The organism is Haematospirillum jordaniae, assembly GCF_001611975.1.
GTDB lineage: Bacteria > Pseudomonadota > Alphaproteobacteria > Rhodospirillales > Rhodospirillaceae > Haematospirillum > Haematospirillum jordaniae.
Genome location: NZ_CP014525.1, coordinates 1 through 23,643, shown reverse-complemented (window position 1 = coordinate 23,643; position 23,643 = coordinate 1). Strand labels below are relative to the sequence as shown.

21 protein-coding genes, 2 tRNA genes and 3 rRNA genes are annotated in these 23,643 nt (G+C 54.1%); 20 read left to right on the top strand and 6 right to left on the bottom strand.

Annotation, left to right across the window (positions count from 1 at the left end; all coding sequences use genetic code 11):
* From AY555_RS11700 to AY555_RS00100, 7 genes are all read left to right on the top strand, one after another.
* Positions 1-807: a DUF6468 domain-containing protein gene (locus AY555_RS11700; RefSeq protein ID WP_156483237.1), complete on the top strand. Its 807-nt coding sequence runs from the start codon at positions 1-3 to the stop codon at positions 805-807.
* A gap of 11 nt (positions 808-818) precedes the next feature.
* Positions 819-1,550: a MotE family protein gene (locus tag AY555_RS00125; protein ID WP_066131787.1), complete on the top strand. Its 732-nt coding sequence runs from the start codon at positions 819-821 to the stop codon at positions 1,548-1,550.
* Positions 1,551-1,691: 141 nt separating this feature from the next.
* The gene (locus AY555_RS00120) at positions 1,692-2,081 is read left to right on the top strand and encodes a response regulator (RefSeq protein WP_066131784.1); all 390 of its coding nucleotides are present in this window, start codon (positions 1,692-1,694) and stop codon (positions 2,079-2,081) included.
* Between the two features lie 54 nt (positions 2,082-2,135).
* The gene (locus AY555_RS00115; RefSeq protein ID WP_167798469.1) at positions 2,136-2,885 is read left to right on the top strand and encodes a protein phosphatase CheZ; all 750 of its coding nucleotides are present in this window, start codon (positions 2,136-2,138) and stop codon (positions 2,883-2,885) included.
* 14 nt (positions 2,886-2,899) lie between these two features.
* Positions 2,900-3,556 carry a hypothetical protein gene (locus tag AY555_RS00110; protein ID WP_066131781.1) on the top strand — a complete coding sequence of 219 codons (657 nt, stop codon included), beginning with the start codon at positions 2,900-2,902 and terminating at the stop codon, positions 3,554-3,556.
* 3 nt (positions 3,557-3,559) lie between these two features.
* Positions 3,560-4,270, top strand: a complete 711-nt coding sequence (locus AY555_RS00105; RefSeq protein ID WP_066131779.1) for an OmpA/MotB family protein — start codon at positions 3,560-3,562, stop codon at positions 4,268-4,270.
* A complete protein-coding gene (locus AY555_RS00100; protein WP_066131777.1) occupies positions 4,267-7,791 on the top strand; it encodes a tetratricopeptide repeat protein in 3,525 nt (1,174 codons plus the stop codon). The genes AY555_RS00105 and AY555_RS00100 overlap by 4 nt, the downstream gene beginning before the upstream one ends.
* A gap of 28 nt (positions 7,792-7,819) precedes the next feature.
* On the opposite strand, the gene AY555_RS00095 is transcribed toward AY555_RS00100, so the two are convergent.
* The 5 genes from AY555_RS00095 to AY555_RS00075 all read right to left on the bottom strand — a co-directional run bounded on the left by AY555_RS00095 (position 7,820) and on the right by AY555_RS00075 (position 10,315).
* Complete coding sequence (locus AY555_RS00095) at positions 7,820-8,248, bottom strand: Lrp/AsnC family transcriptional regulator (protein ID WP_066131775.1); 429 nt, start codon at positions 8,246-8,248, stop codon at positions 7,820-7,822.
* Between the two features lie 88 nt (positions 8,249-8,336).
* Entirely contained in the window at positions 8,337-9,101 is a 765-nt protein-coding gene (gene fliP, locus AY555_RS00090) for a flagellar type III secretion system pore protein FliP (protein ID WP_066131772.1), read from the bottom strand.
* Complete coding sequence (locus AY555_RS00085; RefSeq protein ID WP_066131770.1) at positions 9,098-9,445, bottom strand: flagellar biosynthetic protein FliO; 348 nt, start codon at positions 9,443-9,445, stop codon at positions 9,098-9,100. The genes fliP and AY555_RS00085 overlap by 4 nt, the downstream gene beginning before the upstream one ends.
* 43 nt (positions 9,446-9,488) lie before the next feature.
* Positions 9,489-9,947, bottom strand: coding sequence for a hypothetical protein (locus AY555_RS00080; RefSeq protein WP_066131767.1), 459 nt, complete (start codon positions 9,945-9,947; stop codon positions 9,489-9,491).
* Positions 9,944-10,315 (bottom strand): EscU/YscU/HrcU family type III secretion system export apparatus switch protein, encoded by a 372-nt coding sequence (locus AY555_RS00075; RefSeq protein WP_156483236.1) that lies wholly within the window; start codon positions 10,313-10,315, stop codon positions 9,944-9,946. Before AY555_RS00075 ends, AY555_RS00080 begins: the two co-directional genes overlap by 4 nt.
* A 252-nt stretch (positions 10,316-10,567) precedes the next feature.
* Here AY555_RS00075 and AY555_RS00070 point away from each other — a divergent pair, with 252 nt between their 5' ends.
* From AY555_RS00070 to rrf, 13 genes are all read left to right on the top strand, one after another.
* Positions 10,568-10,975, top strand: coding sequence for a flagellar basal body rod protein FlgB (locus AY555_RS00070; RefSeq protein ID WP_066131763.1), 408 nt, complete (start codon positions 10,568-10,570; stop codon positions 10,973-10,975).
* Between the two features lie 62 nt (positions 10,976-11,037).
* The gene (gene flgC / locus AY555_RS00065) at positions 11,038-11,448 is read left to right on the top strand and encodes a flagellar basal body rod protein FlgC (protein WP_066131760.1); all 411 of its coding nucleotides are present in this window, start codon (positions 11,038-11,040) and stop codon (positions 11,446-11,448) included.
* A gap of 40 nt (positions 11,449-11,488) precedes the next feature.
* Positions 11,489-11,836 carry a flagellar hook-basal body complex protein FliE gene (locus AY555_RS00060; protein WP_066131758.1) on the top strand — a complete coding sequence of 116 codons (348 nt, stop codon included), beginning with the start codon at positions 11,489-11,491 and terminating at the stop codon, positions 11,834-11,836.
* Between the two features lie 31 nt (positions 11,837-11,867).
* The gene (fliQ, locus tag AY555_RS00055) at positions 11,868-12,134 is read left to right on the top strand and encodes a flagellar biosynthesis protein FliQ (protein WP_066131756.1); all 267 of its coding nucleotides are present in this window, start codon (positions 11,868-11,870) and stop codon (positions 12,132-12,134) included.
* A 24-nt stretch (positions 12,135-12,158) separates the two neighbouring features.
* Positions 12,159-12,923, top strand: a complete 765-nt coding sequence (locus AY555_RS00050) for a flagellar biosynthetic protein FliR (protein ID WP_066131753.1) — start codon at positions 12,159-12,161, stop codon at positions 12,921-12,923.
* A gap of 7 nt (positions 12,924-12,930) precedes the next feature.
* Positions 12,931-14,070 carry a flagellar biosynthesis protein FlhB gene (gene flhB / locus AY555_RS00045; RefSeq protein ID WP_082811770.1) on the top strand — a complete coding sequence of 380 codons (1,140 nt, stop codon included), beginning with the start codon at positions 12,931-12,933 and terminating at the stop codon, positions 14,068-14,070.
* Complete coding sequence (locus AY555_RS00040) at positions 14,067-16,445, top strand: hybrid sensor histidine kinase/response regulator (protein ID WP_066131751.1); 2,379 nt, start codon at positions 14,067-14,069, stop codon at positions 16,443-16,445. The genes flhB and AY555_RS00040 overlap by 4 nt, the downstream gene beginning before the upstream one ends.
* Positions 16,446-16,534: 89 nt before the next feature.
* Positions 16,535-17,620, top strand: coding sequence for a recombinase RecA (gene recA / locus AY555_RS00035; protein ID WP_066131749.1), 1,086 nt, complete (start codon positions 16,535-16,537; stop codon positions 17,618-17,620).
* 255 nt (positions 17,621-17,875) lie between these two features.
* Positions 17,876-19,361: ribosomal RNA gene (locus AY555_RS00030) — 16S ribosomal RNA — on the top strand.
* Between the two features lie 150 nt (positions 19,362-19,511).
* A tRNA-Ile gene (locus AY555_RS00025) sits at positions 19,512-19,588 on the top strand.
* A 27-nt stretch (positions 19,589-19,615) separates the two neighbouring features.
* Positions 19,616-19,691: transfer RNA gene (locus AY555_RS00020), tRNA-Ala, on the top strand.
* 232 nt (positions 19,692-19,923) lie between these two features.
* Positions 19,924-22,676 (top strand): 23S ribosomal RNA (locus AY555_RS00015).
* A gap of 83 nt (positions 22,677-22,759) precedes the next feature.
* Positions 22,760-22,874, top strand: a 5S ribosomal RNA gene (gene rrf / locus AY555_RS00010).
* Together the 16S, 23S and 5S rRNA genes with 2 tRNA genes alongside form the textbook arrangement of a ribosomal RNA operon.
* Positions 22,875-23,026: 152 nt before the next feature.
* Here the strand turns inward: rrf and AY555_RS00005 are convergent.
* Positions 23,027-23,401: a holin family protein gene (locus AY555_RS00005; RefSeq protein WP_156483235.1), complete on the bottom strand. Its 375-nt coding sequence runs from the start codon at positions 23,399-23,401 to the stop codon at positions 23,027-23,029.
* Positions 23,402-23,643: the final 242 nt, after the last annotated feature.

Here is a 23,643-nt window from a genome sequence, read left to right as displayed (position 1 = left end):
GTGGATATTGCGCTGATCCTCGATGTGTTGGTTGTTCTGCTTCTGGTGCCAACGATTGTGTTTGCCGTCCTTCTTAACAACAGGCTTTCTGCACTACGCCGGAACCGTGAGGATCTGGCGCGCCTGATTGCTGCCTTCAATGAAGCGACGGTTAGGGCCGAGAGTGGTATTCCCCGCCTGCGCAAGGCTGGTGAGGATGCAGGGCGCCTTCTACAGGAGAAGATTGAAAGAGCGCAGGTCTTGCGTGATGACCTTGCGTTCATGGTTGAACGTGCTTCCGCAATGGCAGAGCGGCTTGATGGAGCTGCACGTGCCGCAAAGGATAAAGCCGGGCGTGCTCTGTCTTCTGTTATCCCTGCTTCCGGAAACTCTGTTTCGGGAGGTCCGCCGGTTGATCCTGTTGCTGCGGCTGAGTCTGTTGTTGCCGCCGCCGCCGCTGCCGCTGCCGCTGCTGGATTGTCTGCATCCGGAGCCCGTGTTCCTCCCCCGGCTCAGCTTGATATTGAAAGTGCTGCTGCTGCTGCTGAGTATGCCGAAAACACGTCTGTTGCAAGGGTACCCTCAGCCACAGAGATTATTCGGGACGACTCGCACGTAATTCCTGATGTGCGTCCTGTTTCTCAGTCTGGTTTGGCTATACCCCAGCCACCATCGTTGGGGAGTGCTTTGGCCACAACGGAGAGGGCTGAAGCTGCGATTCCCCCCAAGCGCGTTGAGACAGAAAGAAAGCACGCACCGATACCCCGGGATGATGACCGGTCTGAAGCTGAGAAAGAGCTTCTGCGTGCTCTCAGGTCGGTACGTTGAGGGGGCAAGGTATGGCAGGACTCAAAACCCCACGGATTCGCCTGCTGCCACTGGTCATTTTTGTGGCGGTTTTGATGCTGTCAGTGCGGCTGGAGTCTTTATGGCACGATATTGGGGCTGGTTTTGAACAGGTCAGCCAACCGAGCAGGGATATCTCTTTGACCCGCATGGCAGAATCGCCTGCGACAAGAGCTGTCTCTGTCCCGAGTCCAGCAGAAGAGCCGGGTATTCACATTGGTTCTGCTGTTGCACAGACATCAGCCCCGGCACCCTCGTCCCTGTCTGATCTTGAGGGTGGTGGAGGGCCATCATTTACGCGCACAGAGGTTGATGTCCTCCAGAGGCTGGCGGAACGGCGTGAACTTCTTGACCGTCGAGAAAAAGAGTTGGATACCCGTGATGGCATGCTAAAGGCGGCAGAGAAACGCATAGATCGTAAGATTGTTGAGCTACAGAACCTAGAGAAGACGATCAGCCAGCTTTTGAATCGTCATAACGAGGCCGAGAAGCGCAGAATTGACCAGCTGGTCAAGATTTATGCCACTATGAAGCCAAAAGATGCGGCCGGTATTTTCAATGCTCTGGAAATGGGCATTCTTCTGACTATCATGGAGAACATGAAGGAGGCCAAGACAGCGCCTATCCTTGCTGCGATGGAGCCAGAGAAGGCGCGGGCCGTGACAATGGAGATGAGCCGCCGGCACCAGCTTCCTGCCCCCGGAAAAGGGGAGCCTAGCAAGTAAATATGGGTTCCGTTATGTGTTGGGTATAAGTATGGTTGGAAAGATGTTGCGTCCAAGGGGTTGAGTCTTTTAGTAACAATGGGAAAGATGTTCTAGAGATCGCTGTGGCTGCCCGTTTGGCCGTCATGAACGGAGTGTGAGATGGCTGTCGACAAAGACATGAACATTCTGATTGTGGATGACTACAAGACGATGCTTCGCATCATCCGCAATCTGCTGAAGCAGCTGGGCTTCAGCAACATAGATGAGGCGTCCGACGGCAGCGCGGCTTTGTCCCAGCTTCGAAGCGGGCCAACGTACGGCTTGGTGATTTCGGACTGGAACATGGAGCCCATGACCGGGCTCCAGCTCCTGAGGGAGGTTCGTGCTGATCCCAAGCTGAAGGCTTTGCCCTTCATCATGGTCACGGCCGAATCCAAGTCCGAGAACGTTATCGCAGCTAAGGAAGCTGGCGTTTCGAACTACATCGTCAAGCCCTTCAATGCTGAAACGCTGAAGGCCAAGATGGTCAGCGTTCTGGGCGATTTCTGAGCTTGTCCCGGCGCGCCGTCCTGATTCTGGATTTCAGACCGGAGGCCCATGATCATGGTCGGTGACCCTTCCTCTCAAGAGGCTCCGTCGTCTGGACAGGACAGCGGCCTTCACCGTGCTGTTGCTTCCCGTATTGCAGATATCCGCGAGGCTCACGGCGTTGCTGTGCCTGTCGACAATATAGGTGGTGTTGTTGCGGATATCCTTGATACCCTTTCCGGTGAGTTGTCTGCCGAGGATATGCGGCTTTACCAAGAGGTAGAGCAGCTGGCCCAGTACATACGTCAGGCTCGGTCAGAGATTGCGGCCCTTAATCCCACGGATATCCGGGAAGAGTTTCTCCCTACGGCAACGGATGAACTGGATGCAATTATCCAGTCCACAGAAAACGCCACGGGTTCCATCATGGATGCGACCGAAGCCGTCGAGGAGGTATCTGGTCTTGTTAGTGAAGACTTGGGATCCCGGCTCATGGATGCAGCGACAATGATATACGAGGCCTGCTCGTTCCAAGATCTGACGGGGCAGCGCATTACAAAAGTTGTTCGCATGCTTAAGAGTATAGAGGAGCGGGTCGAGAGTTTGGTCAAGGCATTCGATCCCAAGCTCCTTGCTGCTGCACGTGATGCGGCAGCGGCTGAGTCGGTTCAGCAGGCGGGGAACAGGGGGCGTGCCCGTGCAGCTGCTGTTGGTGATAACGAGGGGGATGATGCCTTGCTCAATGGTCCACAGCTGGATGGGGATGCGATGAAACAGGGGGATATCGATTCTCTGCTTCACGGTACGGGTCCCAAGCGGACCTGAGTGGCTGGGCCGCGATGACTGATCCTGTCGATGAATCATCCCGTCGTTCAGTCCTGTTAGGTGGTACCACGACACTGTTCCTCTCTTTATCGCTGCTACTACTTGGTTTCTTCATTATTCTGGTTTCCTCTTCCCGCTATGACAGTCATCGTGCAACACCTGTCCTGTCAGGTGTTGCACGGGCTTTTTCTGACTCTCGTCATCATGATGGCTTGGTTGATCAGGAATTATTTACGGGGCGGCATGGTCGCTGGTTGTCGAGTGCGCGTTCTTTTGAGGCTGCGCTGACACGAGCCCTGACAACGGATTTACGGGTTCTTCCGGTTATTCACTATGTTGGCGCTGACACTCTAAGGGCACTCCTTCCCGTCGAGTCCCTTTTTGAGCCGGGTAAAGCTTCATTCCGGTCTGAACGTCAGGCATTTCTGGATCACCTGGTTGCCGTACTGTCATCTCCCCCTGCTGGATTTTCTTGCGAGATGAGTGTTCTGATTCAAGTTTCCGCTATGGACCGGGTTGGAGAGGTGCTTTTGGCTGAACAGCGTGTGGTTGGTTTTGCCAGTCTTGCGGCAGCCCGTGGCATGCCTTTGTCCCAGCTTGTTGTTGGCGAGGAAATTGGCAAGGAAGGTGATCTTGTCCTGGCCTTCCGTCTGATGCCTGATGGGGGGTGAGCCTTGGTCGGGTACAAAGATGGGGAACCGTATTCTACAGACTCTGCGTTATCAAAGGACATTGGCACGTCATCCGGCGTCTGGATTTATACGTTCACAGATCTTATCCTGCTTCTGCTGTCCTTTTTTGTGATGCTGTACGCCATGGGGAATCCTGATCTCCGTTATCTGCGTTCTTTGGTTGATGGCATATCAACCCGGCCTGCTCCCTTGGTGATTCGAGAGGTATCTGAAACAAGCCCTGACCTTTCCATGGTGCAGGTTGCTGTTTCTCCTGGACAAAATATTTCCTATCTCCGTGCCCTTATCGGACAAACGCTTCAGAATGAACCCCGTCTTAACGGCATGGTAATGACCATGTCCGATGATCAGCTTGTATTATCATTGCCGGGGAAGGTTCTGTTTCCGGCTGGGGAGGCGGTTCCGGCGCCGGGTGGATCGGATATTTTGGCAGAAGTTGCGAACCTTGTATCTCGTCTGGATAACCGTTTAGTTATTGCCGGGCGAGCAGATGGAGGACAAACGGGGTCTGCTATGGCGTGGACCTTGTCCTTGGCCCGTGCGCGTGTTGTTGCGCAGGCTATGCGGTCTGCCGGATACCCCGGCGATCTTGGTCTTGTTGGTTATGGGGGGGCTCGTCCGGTTGCGGGGGTTCCAGCAGATGCTGTGCAACCGGTTGATATCCTCATTCTACCGGAGCGGAACAGGCGATGATGTCCGCGTGGAGATGGTGTGCTGCGGTTCTGGCCCCGCTCTTCTTGGTGGCGGTGTTGCTGGCGTTTGGCTCATCATCTGCGGTCCAAGCTTTTGAAACTAGGGCAGGGTTGCACGACACCTATGGCCGTCTGGTGTTTGATTGGGGCATTCCCGTTAAATATAATCTCGCGGTTTCCGGTACGACCGCGACCATGACCTTTGACAAACCGGTGGAAAAAGATCCGTCTTCCGTGATCAAACCTATCCGGTCCTATGTCGACTCAGTCTCACTGTCCCCGGACACGTTGGTTGTCACCATGGTTATGAAAGAGCCATGGTCAGTGCGGGTTCTGACGGTCGGTACGGCTATTGCTGTTGATTTTTCCAAGGACGTGAAGTCAGGCCCACAACAAGCTGGTAGTAGTGCGAAAACATCGCCTGCGCAGCCCGCTACAGCTCAAGTACCGTCTTCCTCTGCAGGAGCTGGGGTGGTCTCCCCTCCTGTTGCTCCTGCAGTATCACCACCAGCAGAGGCTGATCGTGGATCATCGCCAGCGCAGGCTGCGCCCACTGAAGCCGTATCTGGTATCAAGTCCAGCGGTGTGGGGGTGTCGGTTTCCAGCGAACCGGGGGGAATTACCCGTATTGCCTTGGATTGGCCGCAGCGGCAGCGTTATACTGTGCAGCGTGGTGACGGCAAGACAACAGTGACATTTCCGCGCACGGCAACGATCGATATCGCGTCGTTGCGATCCGCCTTACCAGAGTCCCTGAAAAATATTGCCGTAGAAGAAGGACGTGGGCGTCTGGCGATAACCGTTCCGGTTCCTCCGCGTGCAACGTTGATGACGGCGGCGGATGGCAAGCGTGTTTTGATTGACCTCAAGCAAACAGGGGGAGAGACATCTCCCGTTACATCCTCGCCTGATCCGGCGACGGCCCCGGATGCGCCTGCTGCAAATGCACCTCCAACAGAAGTGGCGGCCAGTTCACCTGCCGGCAAGGCTGCAACAGATACCGAGGCTGCGGCCTCTTCCTCTCCCACGACAACGACGCCACCACCACCACCCAGCGCTGCCGTTCAGGCTTTGGAACAGGCCATGAGAGATAGGCTGGGGCTGGCCAAGCCTGCTCCACCACCACCACCCTCTTCATCAGATTCTGATTCTGTCCGAGTAGAGGAGGGGCGCAGTGGGGATGCCCCTGTTGCGGCCAGTCTTTCATTCCCCTGGAATGAGCCGGCAGCCGCTGCTGTTTTTCGGCGTGGCGGCTGGACATGGGTCGTCTTTGATCGCCCCAAGGAGATGGATCTGGGTTTGCTGCGTCGTCTGGGTAGTGGTGTTGTGCGCGAGATTGAGCAGATCCCTAGCCGCTCCGCTACGGTGATCCGCATGTTGGTTGAGCCGGGCTATAATCCGTCGGTACGCCGTGAAGGCTTGTTGTGGGTTGTTGATCTATTGCGTCAACCGTGGCGGCCGGCCAATCCAACAGCGGTCGAGGCTCAGCCCAAAAGCCCGGTTGGTCCCCGGTTGTTCGTACCCGTGGCCGAAGGTGGTCGTGCCATGGTGCTGGAAGATCCGGAAGTGGGCGATCGTTTTATTGTTGTTCCCTTGGTTCCTTTGGGGATCGGTATTTTTCCGGCCTATAGTTTCCCGGACGTCGATATTCCTGTCACGGTGCAGGGTATTCTGGTTGAGCCGAAGTCAGATCGTATTGTTGTCAACTCCACCCGGAATGGGGTTGATGTAACGGCCCGTGGTGGTCTGACCTTCTCGCCTGATCTTGCTCAAGCTGAGCTGTTAAGCAGCATTGGCACCAAGACAGACTTCAAAAAGGTACTGGATATTGATGCCTGGATGCATGGACCAGAAGAGGACTTTTCAAAGAATAGAAAGCAGCTGCAAATTGCCGTGGCCAGCACGCCACCGGCACGGCGCAATAATGCTCGGCTTGACTTGGCCAGGTTCTTTTTTGCGCACGGACGTGCGGCCGAATCGCTGGGTATCCTCAAGGTGCTGGCTGATGATGACAAGGAAATCGTCAACACGGGCGCATTTCGCGCTTTGCGTGGCGTGTCCTCGTTTTTGATGGGACGCTATCCGGAAGCCATAGAGGATCTGGAGCACGCCAGTCTGAAAGGTGTGGAAGAGGCGGCATTCTGGCGTGCTGCCGCGCAGGTAGAGATGGGGGACCCGGGCTTGCAGGCGCAGGCTCTGCGGGCCTATGGGGGGGTGATCGGCAATTATCCCCAGCGTGTGAAAATTCCGCTGGCTCTTACAGCAGCCAAAGCTACGGTCAGTGTCAGTGATGAAATTGGAACCAATACGTTCCTGACAGCCGCCCGGTCTGACCACAATACCCAGCGTGAGCTTGCTGCCATCAACTACATCGAGGGCAAGCTCTCGCAGTCGAAGGGGAATTTCGAGATTGCGCTGGACCGCTTTGCTGACGCTATTGAAACAGGCGATCGGTACTACAGTGCGGTTGCATCGTACGACCGGTTGATGTTGCAGAAGAAGATAGAGGAAATCGACACCGAAACCCTTGTCAACGGTTTGGAGCGTCTTCGTTATGCATGGCGCGGCGGCGCTTTTGAATTTAACTTGTTGATGACTCTGGGGAATCTGGAGCGTGATCGTGGGCGTTATGGCGAAGCATTACGTATCTGGCAGCAGGCCGCCACGTACTTTCAGGATTATCGCGAGGCAGAGAAGGCAACAGCCAGTATGCGCGATGCTTTTGAGTCCCTGTTTCTCAAAGGCGCGGCAGACAGCATGAGCCCGGTCGGTGCTATTGCCCTGTATGATGAATTCCGTGAATTGACGCCAACTGGGGAGAAAGGCGATGAAATGATCCGTCGTCTGGCCGACCGATTAGTGGGGGTTGATTTGTTGTCCCAGGCGGCTTCCCTTCTGGACCGTCAGGTAACCTATCGTTTGGGCGGGGTCGAGAAAAGCCGGGTTGGGGCTAGGCTTGCCTTGGTCAACTTGCTGGACAAGCAGCCCCAGAAAGCCGTTGAGGCTTTATTGAAAACAGCCGATCCGGCCACTCCCGAACCACTGGAGGCCCAGAGACAACGACTGTTGGCCCGGGCTCTGTCGGACATGGGGCGGGGAACTGAGGCGATTGACCTTCTGGGGCTTGATACATCAACCGAGGCAGACTTGCTGCGAACGGAGATTTACTGGAAAGAGCAGAATTGGCCTGCTGTTGCCCAGACCCTTGAGAAGCTGACGCCGGAGCCAGAGAGTGGCCTTGTCTTGACCGACACCCAAGCTAGGTTGCTGCTAGACTGGGCTACGGCCCTGACCTTGGCACAGGATGAGCGCGGCATCATGGACCTGCGTAAATTGTATATGCCGGCCATGAAGAAAACATCCTATCACACAGCCTTCGACCTGATTACAACCACCCCGGAAGGTGGGTTGATTGACTACAGGACCGTATCCGGGCGCATCCGGCAGGCTGAGAACTTTCGCTCTTTCATGGCGGGCTATGAAGAGAAGCTGAAGAGTATGGGGCTTAGTACAATCAATTGATAGGTCGCGATGACACGCCTTCTGTCTGTTAACGGGAGAAGCGTGTCGACATCAGAATAAGGGTCTGTGTGCGTTCGACGCCCGTGATGCTTCCAATGCGGTCTGTGATTGTATCAAGGGCATCCATTGTTTCGGCAGCAACTTCGGCAATCATGTCAAATGCACCACTGATGGCGTGGAGAGCCCTGACTTCCAGCATTGGCTTTATTCCGCTGGACACCCGCGCCGCATGTTTGGGGGATACGCTGATCAGGACATGAGCCCGTATTATGCGCCGGGAAAACTCATCAGCCAGACGAATTGTATAGCTTTCAATAATACCTTGTTCCTCAAGGCGTTTGATCCGGTGCTGGATGGTGCTGCGTGACACATCCAGTCGTCTGGCCAAGGCTGCGGTCGGTTCCCGAGCATCAGCACGTAATGCATCCAGAATCTGGCGATCCAGATTATCCAGCATGGGTCTTCTCATTCAGTTTGGAAAACACGTGGCGCGCATTGTGGCACATTGCCGTGTCTCAGGCGACAGATCGTATATAAGGATTTTTCTATTGCAGGATTCCGTAGCTCTGGACAAGAGAGCCAACCAGCAGGTGCCAGCCATCAACCAGCACAAAGAAAACAAGCTTGAAGGGCAGGGCCAGCATCATGGGTGGCAGCATCATCATGCCCATGCTCATCAACACACTGGCAATGACCATGTCGATGATGATGAACGGAAGGTAGATCAGGAACCCGATTTCGAAAGCCCTTAGAAGTTCCGAGATCATGAAAGCGGGTATCAGGGCCCGTAGCGGCGTCTGTTCCGGCCCTTCTACCGGCTCAAGATTGGCCATATCCATGAAGAGCTGTAAATCCTTGGGGCGTGTGTGTTCGACCATAAACATGCGAAAGGGCATAACGGAACGGTCAAATGCCTCGAATTCGTCAATCTGGTCATTCATCATCGGCTCCATCCCTTGTTTCCATGCGGTCTCAAGGGTTGGCTGCATAATAAAAATGGTCATGAACAGTGCCAAGCTGGCCATAACCTGATTGGGAGGCGTCGTTCCTGTTCCCATGGCATTCCGCAGGACAGAGAAAACAACAATCAGTCGGGTGAAGCAGGTTACCATCAGCAGAAAGGACGGTGCCAATGTTAGCACTGTCATCAGCAAAATCAGCCGAACAATGGTCGCTGTTGTTGATCCGCTCCCGGATGGTCCGAAATCAAGGTTGATTTGTTGGGCAAGGGCCTCGTGTGGTAGCAGGAGTATGAGCAACAGGAACAAAAGTGTTGCCTTGCTCGGTATGCTGAAAAGCCTGTTTCTCATGGCACTCTCTCCGGCTCTGGCAACAAGGTGTCCGCACAAATGGTATGTTGCGCTGTCTCCTGTTCTGTCGTTGTGAAGCTTGGTGCTACTTGGCCCGCGTCAATCAATAATTCACTGGTGTTTCCGAGAAGGATGAGGTGTTCACGATCATTGTGCCGGACAAGGACAAGCTGTCGGCGGGCATCTAGGTTCAGGCGTTCCGTAATTTCCAAGCTTGGGGCAGAACGTTTTCCAGCCCACGAGCGTATCGGGCTGATGCGTCGCACAACGGCACCAGCCATGAAAATCATGCCGATAACCAGAAAAAGGGCAAGCAGTGGCCGAAGATAAAAGTCTGTGTCCATGAGATGCGGTCATCAGGCCTGGAAGAGATCAGAAACAAAAATATTACACAGAGCGGGTGGGGTGGGGTGCCGGATCACTCTGCCGGTGCGTGACGGTATCGCTTTGGTGATGTTCTTCCCCCAGTGGAGGTATATGCAGCTTCTGCGCATGACGGTATGCGGCACCAACGGTTACGGATTGTGTCGGTTCGTTGCCGGGCTGAATACTTGGACGTAGCGCAAGATCTCCGAATCGGTTGCGCATCTCGGTCTCAAGAGCATCGAGATCATAAAAAAGGGCTTCCATCATGGGACGGAGACCACGGGCATCATCTTTTGTCATCAGGTGAATAGATGTGCACGCCGTTCGTATCATGCGCTCCAGATCCCCGAGGCGAGGAAGGGTGCCATCTGAAATAGAAGAGCGTGCCCGGAAGAGGATATCGCCGATGCGGCGCAGTTCTTGACGCAACACGGCACTGTCAGGGATACCTGGAACCGGGGGGCGGTGTGGAGCCGTCATGGCATTGCTCCTCCGAGGTGTGGTGCCGCAGGGGGCAGTGGATAGGCCCCGTTTGCTCGATAGACATACACCAGTAGTTCTGCCACGGCGGCAAAAGCTTCGGTCGGAATTTCAGAGTCCAGATCAACAGCAGATAGTATCTGGGCCAAGTCGGCATCCTGCCGGACTTTTACACCACTTGCGAAAGCAATATTCAGAATCTGGTCCGCAACGAACCCGCGCCCTGATGCAACAACCCTAGGAATTGCATCAACGGACGGATCGTGATCCACAGCGACGGCGATGGGCTGTGTGCTTGCGGACGCGTTACCGTCTTGGTGTGACCCGGATCCGGACTCCGGTGGTGGTTTGGGGGTGCCGGTATTCACCGGGTATTTCCTTCCACTCTGAGCAAGCCCATCGGCCTTGTGACCATTCAGTGACAGACCATATCATGTGGGGGTGGCGCTTAAAAAATCGTTTAGCTTGGCGCCGGGTTACGATGTTCCGATATCCGGAGGTGTTGTAAACGAGTCTTTACTCTTTCTTAAAGAGGTGGGCTGGATCATGTCTGCACACCCGAGGCTACTTGTGAGCAGGTAGCCTAGACTGTATGCCCCGTACGGCAGGGACAGGGAATTATGGATACATCCAAGTTATCGTTGTTTCGTATGGCCCGTACAAAGATGGACTGGCTTGCCCAGCGTCAGCGCGTTCTGGCCCAGAATATTTCAAACGCGGATACCCCGAAATTCAAGGCGAAAGACCTGAGGGAGCTTGATTTCGGGAAAATGGTCTTGGATGCGACGGAGCCATCTGTCAAGCCGGCCATGACCAACCCATCCCACATGGGGGCCGCCCTGCCGGATCTGGGTCCGTATCGCGAAGTTGCTGTGCGCAGAACATGGGAGCGTTCCATTGACGGCAATCCCGTTGTTCTTGAGGAGCAGATGGAAAAGATGGCCAGGGGGCGGTCCCAGTACGATCTAGCCTTGCAGTTGGTCAAGAAGAACCTGACAATGATTAAGTCCGCGCTTGGGCAGCGTTGACGTGAGGGATGTAGCACCTGCGCTCTCTGTCTGGCGCGATTGTGGTGTAGGGGGTATGGGATATGGATGATCTTTCGAAAGCGACGTCGATCGCCTCGTTCGGGGCGAAAGCCCAGGCGAAGCGTCTGCGTGTGATTTCGGAAAATCTGGCCAATGCCGATTCTTTGGCCAAAACCCCGGGTGGCGAACCGTACCGGCGCAAGATTCTTCAATTTCGCAACCAGCTTGATCCATCCCTTGAGGTGGATACAGTGCGTGCCGATCGTACCGATCGTGACATGACCGATTTTGGGCGGAAGTATGATCCCGGGCATCCGGGTGCGGATGAGCAGGGGTATGTCATGACCCCGAACGTCAATCCGTTGATCGAAGTGATGGACCTGCGGGAAGCGCAGAGATCTTACGAGGCCAACCTGAATACAATCAGCATATCGCGTGATCTTCTGGGCAAGACATTGGATCTTCTCCGGTGATGCTGTTGTTTGCAGTCGCGGCGTTTGATGGATGACGGCCATGACCAATTCTATTTCCAGCGCCATACAGGCATACCGGACAGCTGCTCGTCAGGTTCTGGGATCGGCCACGGAAACGGCCGAGACTGTTCGTGCCGCAACATCCTCCGTTGGTGCTCCATCACCTGAAAATGGCCTTTTTGGCGATATGGTCCGGTCTTCCCTGAAGGAGGCTGTGCAGGTTCAAAGGACGGCAGAGGCTGTCAGCCTGAGGGGCATTGCCGGGGAGGCTGATATGCGTGATGTGGTTCTGGCTGTCAGCAATGCCGAGACAACGCTGAATACCGTGGTGGCAATCCGGGATCGAGTCGTGTCTGCCTATCAGGAAATCTTGAAGATGCCGATCTGAGTGGCGTCATTTTCTTTCTGGATCCGTTCCGATGAATGAGACGCAAATTCTTGATATTGCCCGCGACAGCGTATGGGTCATGATTGTTATTGCTGCACCGGTCCTCTTGGTTGGTTTGGCTGTGGGTCTTCTGGTTTCCCTGTTTCAGGCTTTGACATCCTTGCAGGAAGCAACGCTTGTCTTTGTTCCCAAGATGCTGATTGTGTTTGGCGCCATCATCTTTCTTCTTCCTTTTATGCTGCGCCATATCACGCAGTTTACCCAGCAAATTATGGATCTGATTATTTCGCTGCCCTGATCAGGGTTGGCTGGAGACTCCGTTGTGACGCTCTCGGAATTCCTTGGTTTGAACACGTTCCATCTTTTGCTGACATTCTGCCGTGTCGGAAGCATGATGGTAACCATGCCGGGTTTCTCGGTTGGTTATTTCAATGTTCAGGCCCGTCTGCTTCTGGGTATTGGCGTGACATTGGTCATGGCCCCTGTTCTGGGGCCTGTTCTTCCCGGCTTACCCGCCACTGTTGGTCCTTTGGCTTTCTTCATCATAATCGAGGTTTTTTACGGTATTTTCCTAGGGCTGATCGGGCAGGCGGTGACAGCTTCCATCCATTTGGCCGGAACCTCCATCAGCCAGAACTCCGGGCTGATGAATGCCATGGTTTTTGATCCTGTTACGGAATCGCAGGGTGCACTTGTTATTGGTATGCTGACGACAATTGCACTGGTCAGCATTTTTGTGATGGATCTACACCATCTGATGTTGCAGGCTCTTTACCATTCCTATGCCTTGTTTCCGGTGGGACAGAACCCGGTTGCCGAAGATCATTTGACAACATGGCTTGATATTCTGGCGAAAAGCTTCTTGCTTGGCCTGTCTATGGCCATGCCTTTCATTGTTTTCGGGATTGTTTTCCAGTCTTCGATGGGATTGATGTCCCGCCTGTCGCCGCAGCTAAACGTGTTTTTTGTTGCCCTGCCTGTTCAGATCCTGTTCGGACTTGGGGTATTGTGGGTTACAGTGCCAGCCTTGATGATGTGGTTCCTGCGTCATCTGGAGGATGTTCTCATGACGTTTACCGCGGGCTGAGTCCGGAATGGCGGAAGACGAAGACAAGGAATCCAAGACCGAGGAGCCTTCCGAGCGAAAGCTCCAGCGTGCCCGACAGGAAGGGCAGGTTGCTATATCCCAAGAAATCAAGAGTCTGCTGATGCTGGTCACGGCACTGGCCTTGGTGGCCATGCTGGCTCCTTGGTTATCCGGGCAATTGAAAAAGCATCTTGGCAGTCTTTTGGCCAGTGTGCATGCAGTCCCACTGGATCCGGAAGGTTTCAGGATGTGGTTCCTGCACGCGATTTTGAAGGGTATTATTTTTTTATCGCCTGTTTTTGCCATTACATTCTTGGCAGCGATTTTGTCTGGTACCCTTCAATATGGGCTTGTGTTCACACCGAAGAAGATTGCACCGAAATTATCCAACATCAGCATGATCAGCGGCTTCCGTCGCATTTTTTCCCGTAATCAGCTTTTTGAGCTGGCAAAAGGTGTGCTGAAAATCATCCTAGTCACGGCTGTATTGCTTGCCTTGGTGGTGCCGCAGCTTGCTACCCCAGAGGTTTATATGGCCCTAGATCCTACGGTGGTTCTGGAGAATCTACACACGTTGCTGGTCCTTGTTTTGTCGGGTGTTGTGGTGACGTTCTCTCTTGTTGCTGCAGCAGACTGGTGGTGGCAGCGCTACCGGCATCGCGAGCAGTTGAAAATGACTAAGCAGGAGGTCAAGGACGAACACAAGGATACGGAGGGTGATCCCCAGATCAAGGGCAAGATCAGGCAGATGCGGTTGCAGCGTTCGCGGCAACGTATGATGGCGGCTGTTCCACAAGCCAGCGTTGTTATCACAAACCCGACCCACTATGCGGTGGCCTTACGTTACGAGATGGATGAAATGCCTGCCCCGAAACTGGTCGCCAAGGGCGTGGACAGCCTTGCCCTGCGTATTCGTGCCATTGCTGAGGAACATGATATCCCGATCATGGAAAACCCCCCGTTAGCGCGTGTGCTGTATTCCGCTGTGGAGCTGGACCAAGAAATTCCTCCGGAGCATTACAAGGCTGTGGCTGAGGTCATTGGGTACGTTATGAAGCTGAAGAGAGCAGGGCTTACAGGTCGCGGCAGGCGTTCCGGGCAGGGGGCAGACCGTGTCACGGCAGAAGAAAGAGGACAGACCTTGTGATCATTTTGCACGATCTGCACCTTGGGGGGGTTTATGTACTGGCTGCAGGAATACTGTGCTTGGCCACGTGCAGCCTTTTCTTTTACATCCGGCACTTGCTGCGTGATGTGGGATGCCTGAGGTGTTTGCTGGAGGCCGATGATGTTGCACGTCTTATGGTGGACTCCAATGGCCATGTGCTGGCTGTAAATAGTCGTGCAAAAACTTTCTGGCGAGGGAGCAAGCCAGATGCTGAGTTGGCCCGTCGCATTGATCGTGCAGATGAGGAAACGTTTGGTGCCCTTGAGCGTTTGCTCTCTGCGGTGACGCGTCAAATTCCGGAAAATGTGGACGTTATGTTACAGGGTGAACGCGGGCTTGCGGAATGGTGGCGCATCGGGGTCTGTCCAGTGCCCATGACATCGCCGTGTGCCGGGGGGGTGATCTGGACGGCACAGGATGTTACAGCGCATCGTGCCATAGAAGATATACTGCGTCGTGACCGTGATGTTCAGGCGGAGTTTCTCTACCTTATGCCAGCAGGACTGTACTCTGTTGATGCTAATGAGCAGCTGCGCTTTGTGAACCAGCGTCTTGCAGACTGGCTTGGGTACAACGTGAATGAACTGCTGGGAATGCCCTTGTCCAGTATTCTGGCGGATGGCAGCCGGCCAGATGCCGAGGAGGCGTGGAGCGGTGTGCTCCGTTTTTGTGACCGCACCGGGAATATTTTTTCTGCGATGGTGGAGCAGGTAGCCTTTGATGATGCCGGAGAAACACGTACGCGCAGCGTCGTCATGCGTCAGGCCCATACAACAGACTTGTCCTGCTCTCCCGTAGACCAGTGGTTCCGTATTGTATTTGCTTCCCTTCCCGTAGGCTTGTGCCTTGTCGATGTTGAAGGCGTTGTAACCGATGCCAATGAAGCCTTTCTGCGTCTGTGTGGGTATGATGCTTCGTCGTTGAAAGAAACATCTGTTCGCAATGTGTTGGCAGAGGATGACCGTGTCACATGGGATGCTCTGTTTGAACAGGCCCTGCTGGACGGCAATGTCGAGGCCGGTATGGCTCGTGAAGTGCGTTTCTGCAAATGCCCTGACAAGGCAGCCTCTCTTGGCATTGTCCCCTTGGGTGGGGCTTTATTTATGGCATTTTTCTTCGATAATACCGCTCACCGTAATCTGGAAATACAGTTTGCCCAAGCCCAAAAGATGCAGGCCATGGGGCAGCTTGCTGGTGGTGTTGCCCATGATTTTAATAATTTGCTGACCGCGATGATTGGTTTCTGTGATTTGTTGTTGCAGAGGCATGGGGCTGGTGATCCATCCTTTGCCGATCTGATGCAGATCAAGCAAAATGCCAATCGTGCAGCCAACTTGGTACGTCAACTGCTTGCATTCTCGCGGAAACAACCTTTGAGGCCTCGCCAGGTTCTGGTTACCGATGCTCTGACTGAAATCAGTCATCTTCTCCGGCGCTTGCTGGGGGAAAGCATACATCTTGAGCTGCGCCTTGGACGAGATGTCGGGGCGATCAGGGTTGATCCAGGGCAGCTGGACCAAGTGATCATTAACCTTGCCGTTAATGCCAGGGATGCAATGCCGGGCGGTGGGCGCCTGAGTATAGAAACGCGACGTGAGATGGTTGGTAGCCCCATGGTTGTTGGAGCTGAAAGTCTTTCTGCCGGAGAATACACGGTTATTACTGTTTCTGATACCGGGACCGGTATTTCAAGAGAGAACCTCGCTCGTATTTTTGAACCGTTCTTCTCAACAAAGACAGGAAGTGTTGGAGCTGGAACAGGTCTTGGTTTATCGACAGTCTATGGAATTGTTCGTCAGACAGGTGGCGTAATCCTTGTGGATTCCAGCGTCGGGCAGGGAACAAAATTTATCATTTATCTGCCTTGTGCAGACAATGCAGTTACAGAAGAGGCTGAAGCCTTGGATACTGGCTTGATCGGGATCGCAGCGTCACAACGACAGGCCGTAGGAAAGGATCTATCCGGAAGCGCGACGATTCTTTTGGTGGAGGATGAGGATGCTGTTCGGGTTTTTGCATCACGTGCGCTTCGTAACAAGGGCTATCGCGTTGTTGAAGCCTGTAGCGGGGAGCAGGCGCTGGAGAAACTGGCTGATGAGCAGGATATTGATCTGCTGGTTACCGACATGATCATGCCCGGGATGGATGGTGCGACATTAGCGCGCAGGGTGAAGGTAGAAAAGCCTGATATTCAGGTGATCCTTATCTCCGGCTATTCCGAAGAAGCAGCCGGTGGCGGTATCGCGGACTCAACCGATTTTTCATTTCTTCCGAAACCATTTTCCCTGACGCAGTTGGCAGAGCGTGTTCATGCTGTCCTTCTTCGTCGAAGAGAGTGCGTGAATTCTGCCTGATATTACGGTTCTTCTTGCGAATAAGAACAAAACATGTACATTCTTCGCATTGCAGGTATCGCCCAGCTGTGAAATAAACGGGGATTGAGATGTCTCAAACCGCATTCCATCTTGTTGACAAGGACACCATGGATAAACAAAAAGCCCTAGACGCCGCACTTGCTCAGATCGAACGTGCCTTTGGCAAAGGGTCTGTCATGCGGCTTGGTCAAAATAACTCTGTAGCCGATATAGAGGCTGTATCGACTGGTTCCTTGGGTCTTGACCTTGCCCTTGGCATAGGTGGCTTGCCCCGTGGTCGGATCATAGAGATTTATGGCCCGGAAAGTTCTGGCAAGACAACACTGGCTCTGCATGTCATTGCTGAAGCACAGCGTGTCGGTGGAGCGTGCGCTTTCATTGATGCTGAACACGCACTGGATCCTGTTTATGCCCGCAAACTAGGCGTGAATCCGGACGAACTGTTTATCTCTCAGCCTGATGCTGGAGAGCAGGCGCTTGAAATTGCAGATACTTTGGTTCGTTCCGGTGCGATCGACGTACTGGTCGTTGATTCTGTCGCTGCTCTCGTTCCCAGGGCCGAACTTGAAGGTGAAATGGGTGACAGCCATGTTGGACTGCATGCCCGCCTGATGAGCCAAGCTCTGCGCAAGTTGACGTCTTCTGTTGCCCGATCCAATACTCTCGTTATCTTTATCAACCAAATTCGAATGAAAATCGGTGTGATGTTCGGGAGCCCCGAAACAACAACCGGCGGGAACGCGTTGAAGTTTTACGCATCGGTGCGTCTTGATATTCGTCGCGTAGGCCAGATCAAGGATCGTGATGATGTTGTTGGCAACCAGACTAGGGTCAAGGTTGTGAAGAACAAGGTTGCCCCACCTTTCAAGGTTATTGATTTTGATATCATGTACGGTGAAGGCATCTCCAAAACGGGAGAGCTTCTGGATCTGGGTGTGAAGGCTGGGCTTGTTGAAAAGTCTGGTGCTTGGTTTTCGTACCGTTCAACCCGCATCGGGCAGGGGCGTGAGAATGCCAAGCAGTTCTTGCGTGACAATGCAGCTATGGCTGCTGAGATTGAGCAGGCTATCAGAGCCAACGCCGGCTTGGTGAAGGATGCTATTGCAGTATCGCCCGAAACGGACGTTAGCGAAGATGCTGTGATAGCAGGATGATCGTCAGTCCTTGCTGTTTGGTGGCTGAGGTTTAATTTTTTTGGTATTAGTTTAATGAATTGTGTTGACGATTTTTGGATTGGGGCTTAGAAGGTGCGTCCCGACGCTGAGGGACTGGAGTTTCTGGTTTTTGATTGTTGGTGTTGTTAGGCAGAGTGAAGAGACGGAAGGGATACGTGGACGACCGTGTTTAGACGGTAGTCTAGTATCTTTGATTTAAGCATACGCTTTGTGAAGTTAAGAGACTGTCGATTATGACTTGAGAGTTTGATCCTGGCTCAGAACGAACGCTGGCGGCAGGCCTAACACATGCAAGTCGAGCGCCCGGATTTATCCGGGAGCGGCGCACGGGTGAGTAACGCGTGGGAACATGCCCTGAAGTACGGAACAACCTGGGGAAACCTTGGCTAATACCGTATACGCCCTGAGGGGGAAAGATTTATCGCTTTGGGATTGGCCCGCGTTGGATTAGCTAGTTGGTGTGGTAACGGCGCACCAAGGCGACGATCCATAACTGGTCTGAGAGGATGACCAGTCACACTGGGACTGAGACACGGCCCAGACTCCTACGGGAGGCAGCAGTGGGGAATATTGGACAATGGGCGAAAGCCTGATCCAGCCATGCCGCGTGAGTGAAGAAGGCCTTCGGGTTGTAAAGCTCTTTCAGCGGGGACGATGATGACGGTACCCGCAGAAGAAGCCCCGGCTAACTTCGTGCCAGCAGCCGCGGTAATACGAAGGGGGCTAGCGTTGTTCGGAATTACTGGGCGTAAAGCGCGCGTAGGCGGCTTTGTCAGTCAGGGGTGAAATCCCGGGGCTCAACCCCGGAACTGCCTTTGATACTGCAAGGCTTGAGTCCGTGAGAGGATGGTGGAATACCCAGTGTAGAGGTGAAATTCGTAGATATTGGGTGGAACACCGGTGGCGAAGGCGACCATCTGGCACGGTACTGACGCTGAGGTGCGAAAGCGTGGGGAGCAAACAGGATTAGATACCCTGGTAGTCCACGCTGTAAACGATGAGTGCCAGCTGTCGGAATGCATGCATTTCGGTGGCGCAGCTAACGCATTAAGCACTCCGCCTGGGGAGTACGGCCGCAAGGTTAAAACTCAAAGGAATTGACGGGGGCCCGCACAAGCGGTGGAGCATGTGGTTTAATTCGAAGCAACGCGCAGAACCTTACCAGCCCTTGACATGGGGATCGCGGAACCGGAGACGGTTCCTTCAGTTCGGCTGGATCCCACACAGGTGCTGCATGGCTGTCGTCAGCTCGTGTCGTGAGATGTTGGGTTAAGTCCCGCAACGAGCGCAACCCTCGTCCTCAGTTGCCATCATTAAGTTGGGCACTCTGGGGAAACTGCCGGTGACAAGCCGGAGGAAGGTGGGGATGACGTCAAGTCCTCATGGCCCTTACGGGCTGGGCTACACATGTGCTACAATGGCGACTACAGAGGGAAGCCACTTCGCGAGAAGGCGCAAATCCCAAAAAGTCGTCCCAGTTCGGATTGCACTCTGCAACTCGAGTGCATGAAGTCGGAATCGCTAGTAATCGTGGATCAGCACGCCACGGTGAATACGTTCCCGGGCCTTGTACACACCGCCCGTCACACCATGGGAGTTGGTTTTACCCGAAGACGGTTCGCTAACCGCAAGGAGGCAGCCGGCCACGGTAGGGTCAGCGACTGGGGTGAAGTCGTAACAAGGTAGCCGTAGGGGAACCTGCGGCTGGATCACCTCCTTTCAAGGATGTATCCGGGGCAACCTGGATCACCGAGAACAAAACGCCGTGATATCACGGCATCGCACCGAAAGGTGCACCCGATACGGTCGTCCTCGTATCCCTTCCGCAGTCAGACCGTACCATACATGGTACACGCCGGTGCACAGGCTCGGGCCTGTAGCTCAGGTGGTTAGAGCGTACGCCTGATAAGCGTAAGGTCGCTGGTTCGAGTCCAGCCAGGCCCACCACCGATGCCCAGGCACACCCGCGGCCCAGGGGGCTTAGCTCAGCTGGGAGAGCGATAGCTTTGCAAGCTATAGGTCATCGGTTCGATCCCGATAGCCTCCACCACCGCGCCGCACTGACTGCAGGGAAATCCGTTCGGGGCCATGCCCCGATACCGTCTCGTTGTTATTCATTGTAAAGAAGCAAGCAATTAAAGGGTCTAGTGACCGCGTTGGATTGCAGACCGGCACGTGCCGTCCGGAAGCCCGGATGGCGATGCCATGAAGGACTGCATGTTCAACGCATAATGTATGAATGCTGTGTTCCGTGTGCAGTGGTTTTTTCCCTGCGCATGGGCTCTCAAGCGTGACAAGGGCATCTGGTGGATGCCTTGGCACTGGAAGGCGATGAAGGACGTGGCACCCTGCGAAAAGTTCCGGGGAGATGGGAGCAATCTTTGATCCGGAAATGTCCGAATGGGGAAACCCACCGCATCTGTGGTATCCACACCTGAATTCATAGGGTGTGGAAGCGAACCCGGCGAACTGAAACATCTAAGTAGCCGGAGGAAAGGAAATCAACCGAGACTCCGCAAGTAGTGGCGAGCGAACGCGGACCAGCCCAGTGGCTGCAGTGAAACAACCGGAAACGTCTGGAAAGGCGTGCCAGAGCGGGTGACAGCCCCGTACGGGTAAAAAACACTGTAGTCCTCGAGTAAGGCGGGACACGTGAAATCCTGTCTGAACATGGGGGGACCACCCTCCAAGGCTAAGTACTCTCCAGTGACCGATAGTGAACCAGTACCGTGAGGGAAAGGTGAAAAGCACCCCAACGAGGGGAGTGAAACAGTTCCTGAAACCGGATGCCTACAAGCAGTCGGAGCGGAATTCCTTCGGGAATGTCCGTGACGGCGTACCTTTTGTATAATGGGTCAGCGACTTACCGTATCGAGCAAGCTTAAGCCGGCAGGTGTAGGCGAAGCGAAAGCGAGTCTGAACAGGGCGTTCAGTTCGATGCGGTAGACCCGAAACCAGGTGATCTAGCCATGGTCAGGTTGAAGGTGGAGTAACACCCACTGGAGGACCGAACCCACGTCTGTTGAAAAAGACGGGGATGAACTGTGGCTAGGGGTGAAAGGCCAATCAAACCTGGAAATAGCTGGTTCTCCGCGAAAGCTATTTAGGTAGCGCGTCGGATCTATACCGCCGGGGGTAGAGCACTGGATCGGGACGGGGGGCGCGAGCCTTACCAACTCGAACCAAACTCCGAATACCGGCGAGTACTGTCCGGCAGACAGACGGTGGGTGCTAAGGTCCATCGTCAAAAGGGAAACAGCCCAGACCGCCAGCTAAGGTCCCCAAGTCATGGCTAAGTGGGAAAGGATGTGGGACGGCCAAAACAACCAGGAGGTTGGCTTAGAAGCAGCCATCCTTTAAAGAAAGCGTAACAGCTCACTGGTCTAATTAAGCTGTCCTGCGCCGAAGATGTACCGGGGCTAAAGCCATGCACCGAAGCTGCGGGCTTGTCTATGACAAGCGGTAGCGGAGCGTTCCGTAAGCCGGTGAAGGCAAACTGTGAGGTTTGCTGGAGGTATCGGAAGTGAGAATGCTGACATGAGTAGCGACAAACAGGGTGAGAAACCCTGTCGCCGTAAGTCCAAGGGTTCCTGCGCAAGGCTAATCCGCGCAGGGTAAGCCGGCCCCTAAGGCGAGGCCGAAAGGCGTAGTCGATGGGAACCACGCTAATATTCGTGGGCCAGGTGGATGTGACGCCCGTCGTAAATCGTTGCTCCTTATCGGATTGAAGCAGCGGTGAAGACGGGCCAGGAAATAACACCACCAACAATGACCGTACCCGAAACCGACACAGGTGGACTGGTAGAGTATACCAAGGCGCTTGAGAGAACGATGTTGAAGGAACTAGGCAAATTACTCTCGTAACTTCGGAATAAGAGAGCCTCGCCCGTGGGCAACCACAGGTGAGGGGCACAGACTAGGGGGTGGCGACTGTTTATTAAAAACACAGGGCTCTGCGAAGTCGCAAGACGACGTATAGGGTCTGACGCCTGCCCGGTGCCGGAAGGTCAAGAGGAGGGGTGCAAGCTCCGAATTGAAGCCCCGGTAAACGGCGGCCGTAACTATAACGGTCCTAAGGTAGCGAAATTCCTTGTCGGGTAAGTTCCGACCTGCACGAATGGCGTAACGACTTCCCCGCTGTCTCCAACATCGACTCAGCGAAATTGAACTCTCCGTGAAGATGCGGAGTTCCCGCGGTCAGACGGAAAGACCCCGTGCACCTTTACTACAGCTTCACAGTGGCATCAGATATTGGATGTGTAGGATAGGCGGGAGGCTATGAAACCAGGGCGCCAGCCCAGGCGGAGCCACCCTTGAAATACCGCCCTTCCCGTATTTGATGTCTAACCGCGTCCCGTAAGCCGGGACCGGGACCCTGTGTGGCGGGTAGTTTGACTGGGGCGGTCGCCTCCCAAAGAGTAACGGAGGCGCGCAATGGTTGGCTCAGAGCGGTCGGAAATCGCTCGACGAGTGCAAGAGCAAAAGCCAGCCTGACTGCGACACCGACGGGTGGAGCAGAGACGAAAGTCGGTTCTAGTGATCCGGTGGTCCCTCGTGGAAGGGCCATCGCTCAACGGATAAAAGGTACGCCGGGGATAACAGGCTGATACTTCCCAAGAGTCCACATCGACGGAAGTGTTTGGCACCTCGATGTCGGCTCATCTCATCCTGGGGCTGGAGCAGGTCCCAAGGGTATGGCTGTTCGCCATTTAAAGAGGTACGTGAGCTGGGTTTAGAACGTCGTGAGACAGTTCGGTCCCTATCTGCCGTGGGTGTAGGATACTTGAGAGGAGCTGTCCCTAGTACGAGAGGACCGGGATGGACGTACCTCTGGTGTACCAGTTGTTCCGCCAGGAGCACCGCTGGGTAGCTATGTACGGATTGGATAACCGCTGAATGCATCTAAGCGGGAAACCATCCTCAAAACAAGGTATCCCTTGAGAGCCGTGGAAGACCACCACGTCAATAGGCCGGGTGTGAAAGCGTGGCAACACGTGAAGCTAACCGGTACTAATCGCTCGATAGGCTTTAGAGCCCGTGCGCAGTGGTAAAACCACTCAAATGCACGAAACACACCGTTCATACATAAAACTAGTCCAGATTTGTGAGATGTGATGACCTGGTGGTCATGGCGCTGGAAAAACACCCGATCCCTTCCCGAACTCGGCCGTGAAAAACAGCTGCGCCAATGGTACTTTGCCTCAAGGCACGGGAGAGTAGGACGCCGCCAGGTCTTCTCATCTCTCAAATCAAAAAAATAAACGCTTGCTTCTCTACATGCAAACGAGAAAGGCCGTCTCATACGAGACGGCCTTTCTGTATTCAGAACAAAAAAAGCTGCACGAAATACTCCATGCAGCCCCAAAATACCGCACCCAGAAAACCCTATTTCGGCATGTTCATTCTCTCAAATGTGTGAAGACTGCTGACGCCAACCATCCCGAACATCAACTCCCACAACATCTCGTCAAGACCAGGAAGATTGGGCGACACGTTGAAGCCAATCAAAAACGGACGCACCAAGTATTGATAGGCAATCGAGGCCGCTAGAATCCAGCCAATCGCAGGGCGCCAACCCGATACAAACAAACTACTAGATCCAGCCTCAGCACGATTCACAGATTGCTGTTGTGTGATCTCTTCAAGCTGACCACTCAGCTGAAGTTCCATCAGCTTCAGCTTCGCCTCATCGGCCTTGTCTTTGTCGGGGATGATTTTATCCAGCAATCCACCGATCAACAGAAACAGGGTGCCCCACATGGCTTGCTCCTCATCATAAAAGCGCACGCGCCCGGAGCACCAATCGCTCCAGTATTCTTATTTTGTGTACGCTATAGCGCAACAAAGACGATAACTCAATGGCAGAATTCGCCTGACTCAACCGAGCGGCAAAGGGCAAGGCTATATATAAAGCTCGTCACTATAATCGCCACAGGATCTATAAATGTGACCGGCACTTCAGAACAAGAGAGCAAGATAAAAAAAGAGCCGCCATATTTGTC

What these genes read in the sequence shown, in the direction of transcription:
- AY555_RS00125 (WP_066131787.1), top strand. Translation starts at nt 819, where the DNA reads ATGGCAGGACTCAAAACCCCACGGATTCGCCTGCTGCCACTGGTCATT.
- AY555_RS00120 (WP_066131784.1), top strand. Translation starts at nt 1,692, where the DNA reads ATGGCTGTCGACAAAGACATGAACATTCTGATTGTGGATGACTACAAG.
- AY555_RS00115 (WP_167798469.1), top strand. Translation starts at nt 2,136, where the DNA reads ATGGTCGGTGACCCTTCCTCTCAAGAGGCTCCGTCGTCTGGACAGGAC.
- AY555_RS00110 (WP_066131781.1), top strand. Translation starts at nt 2,900, where the DNA reads ATGACTGATCCTGTCGATGAATCATCCCGTCGTTCAGTCCTGTTAGGT.
- AY555_RS00100 (WP_066131777.1), top strand. Translation starts at nt 4,267, where the DNA reads ATGATGTCCGCGTGGAGATGGTGTGCTGCGGTTCTGGCCCCGCTCTTC.
- AY555_RS00095 (WP_066131775.1), bottom strand. Translation starts at nt 8,248, where the DNA reads ATGCTGGATAATCTGGATCGCCAGATTCTGGATGCATTACGTGCTGAT.
- fliP (WP_066131772.1), bottom strand. Translation starts at nt 9,101, where the DNA reads ATGAGAAACAGGCTTTTCAGCATACCGAGCAAGGCAACACTTTTGTTC.
- AY555_RS00085 (WP_066131770.1), bottom strand. Translation starts at nt 9,445, where the DNA reads ATGGACACAGACTTTTATCTTCGGCCACTGCTTGCCCTTTTTCTGGTT.
- AY555_RS00080 (WP_066131767.1), bottom strand. Translation starts at nt 9,947, where the DNA reads ATGACGGCTCCACACCGCCCCCCGGTTCCAGGTATCCCTGACAGTGCC.
- AY555_RS00070 (WP_066131763.1), top strand. Translation starts at nt 10,568, where the DNA reads ATGGATACATCCAAGTTATCGTTGTTTCGTATGGCCCGTACAAAGATG.
- flgC (WP_066131760.1), top strand. Translation starts at nt 11,038, where the DNA reads ATGGATGATCTTTCGAAAGCGACGTCGATCGCCTCGTTCGGGGCGAAA.
- AY555_RS00060 (WP_066131758.1), top strand. Translation starts at nt 11,489, where the DNA reads ATGACCAATTCTATTTCCAGCGCCATACAGGCATACCGGACAGCTGCT.
- fliQ (WP_066131756.1), top strand. Translation starts at nt 11,868, where the DNA reads ATGAATGAGACGCAAATTCTTGATATTGCCCGCGACAGCGTATGGGTC.
- flhB (WP_082811770.1), top strand. Translation starts at nt 12,931, where the DNA reads ATGGCGGAAGACGAAGACAAGGAATCCAAGACCGAGGAGCCTTCCGAG.
- recA (WP_066131749.1), top strand. Translation starts at nt 16,535, where the DNA reads ATGTCTCAAACCGCATTCCATCTTGTTGACAAGGACACCATGGATAAA.
- AY555_RS00005 (WP_156483235.1), bottom strand. Translation starts at nt 23,401, where the DNA reads ATGTGGGGCACCCTGTTTCTGTTGATCGGTGGATTGCTGGATAAAATC.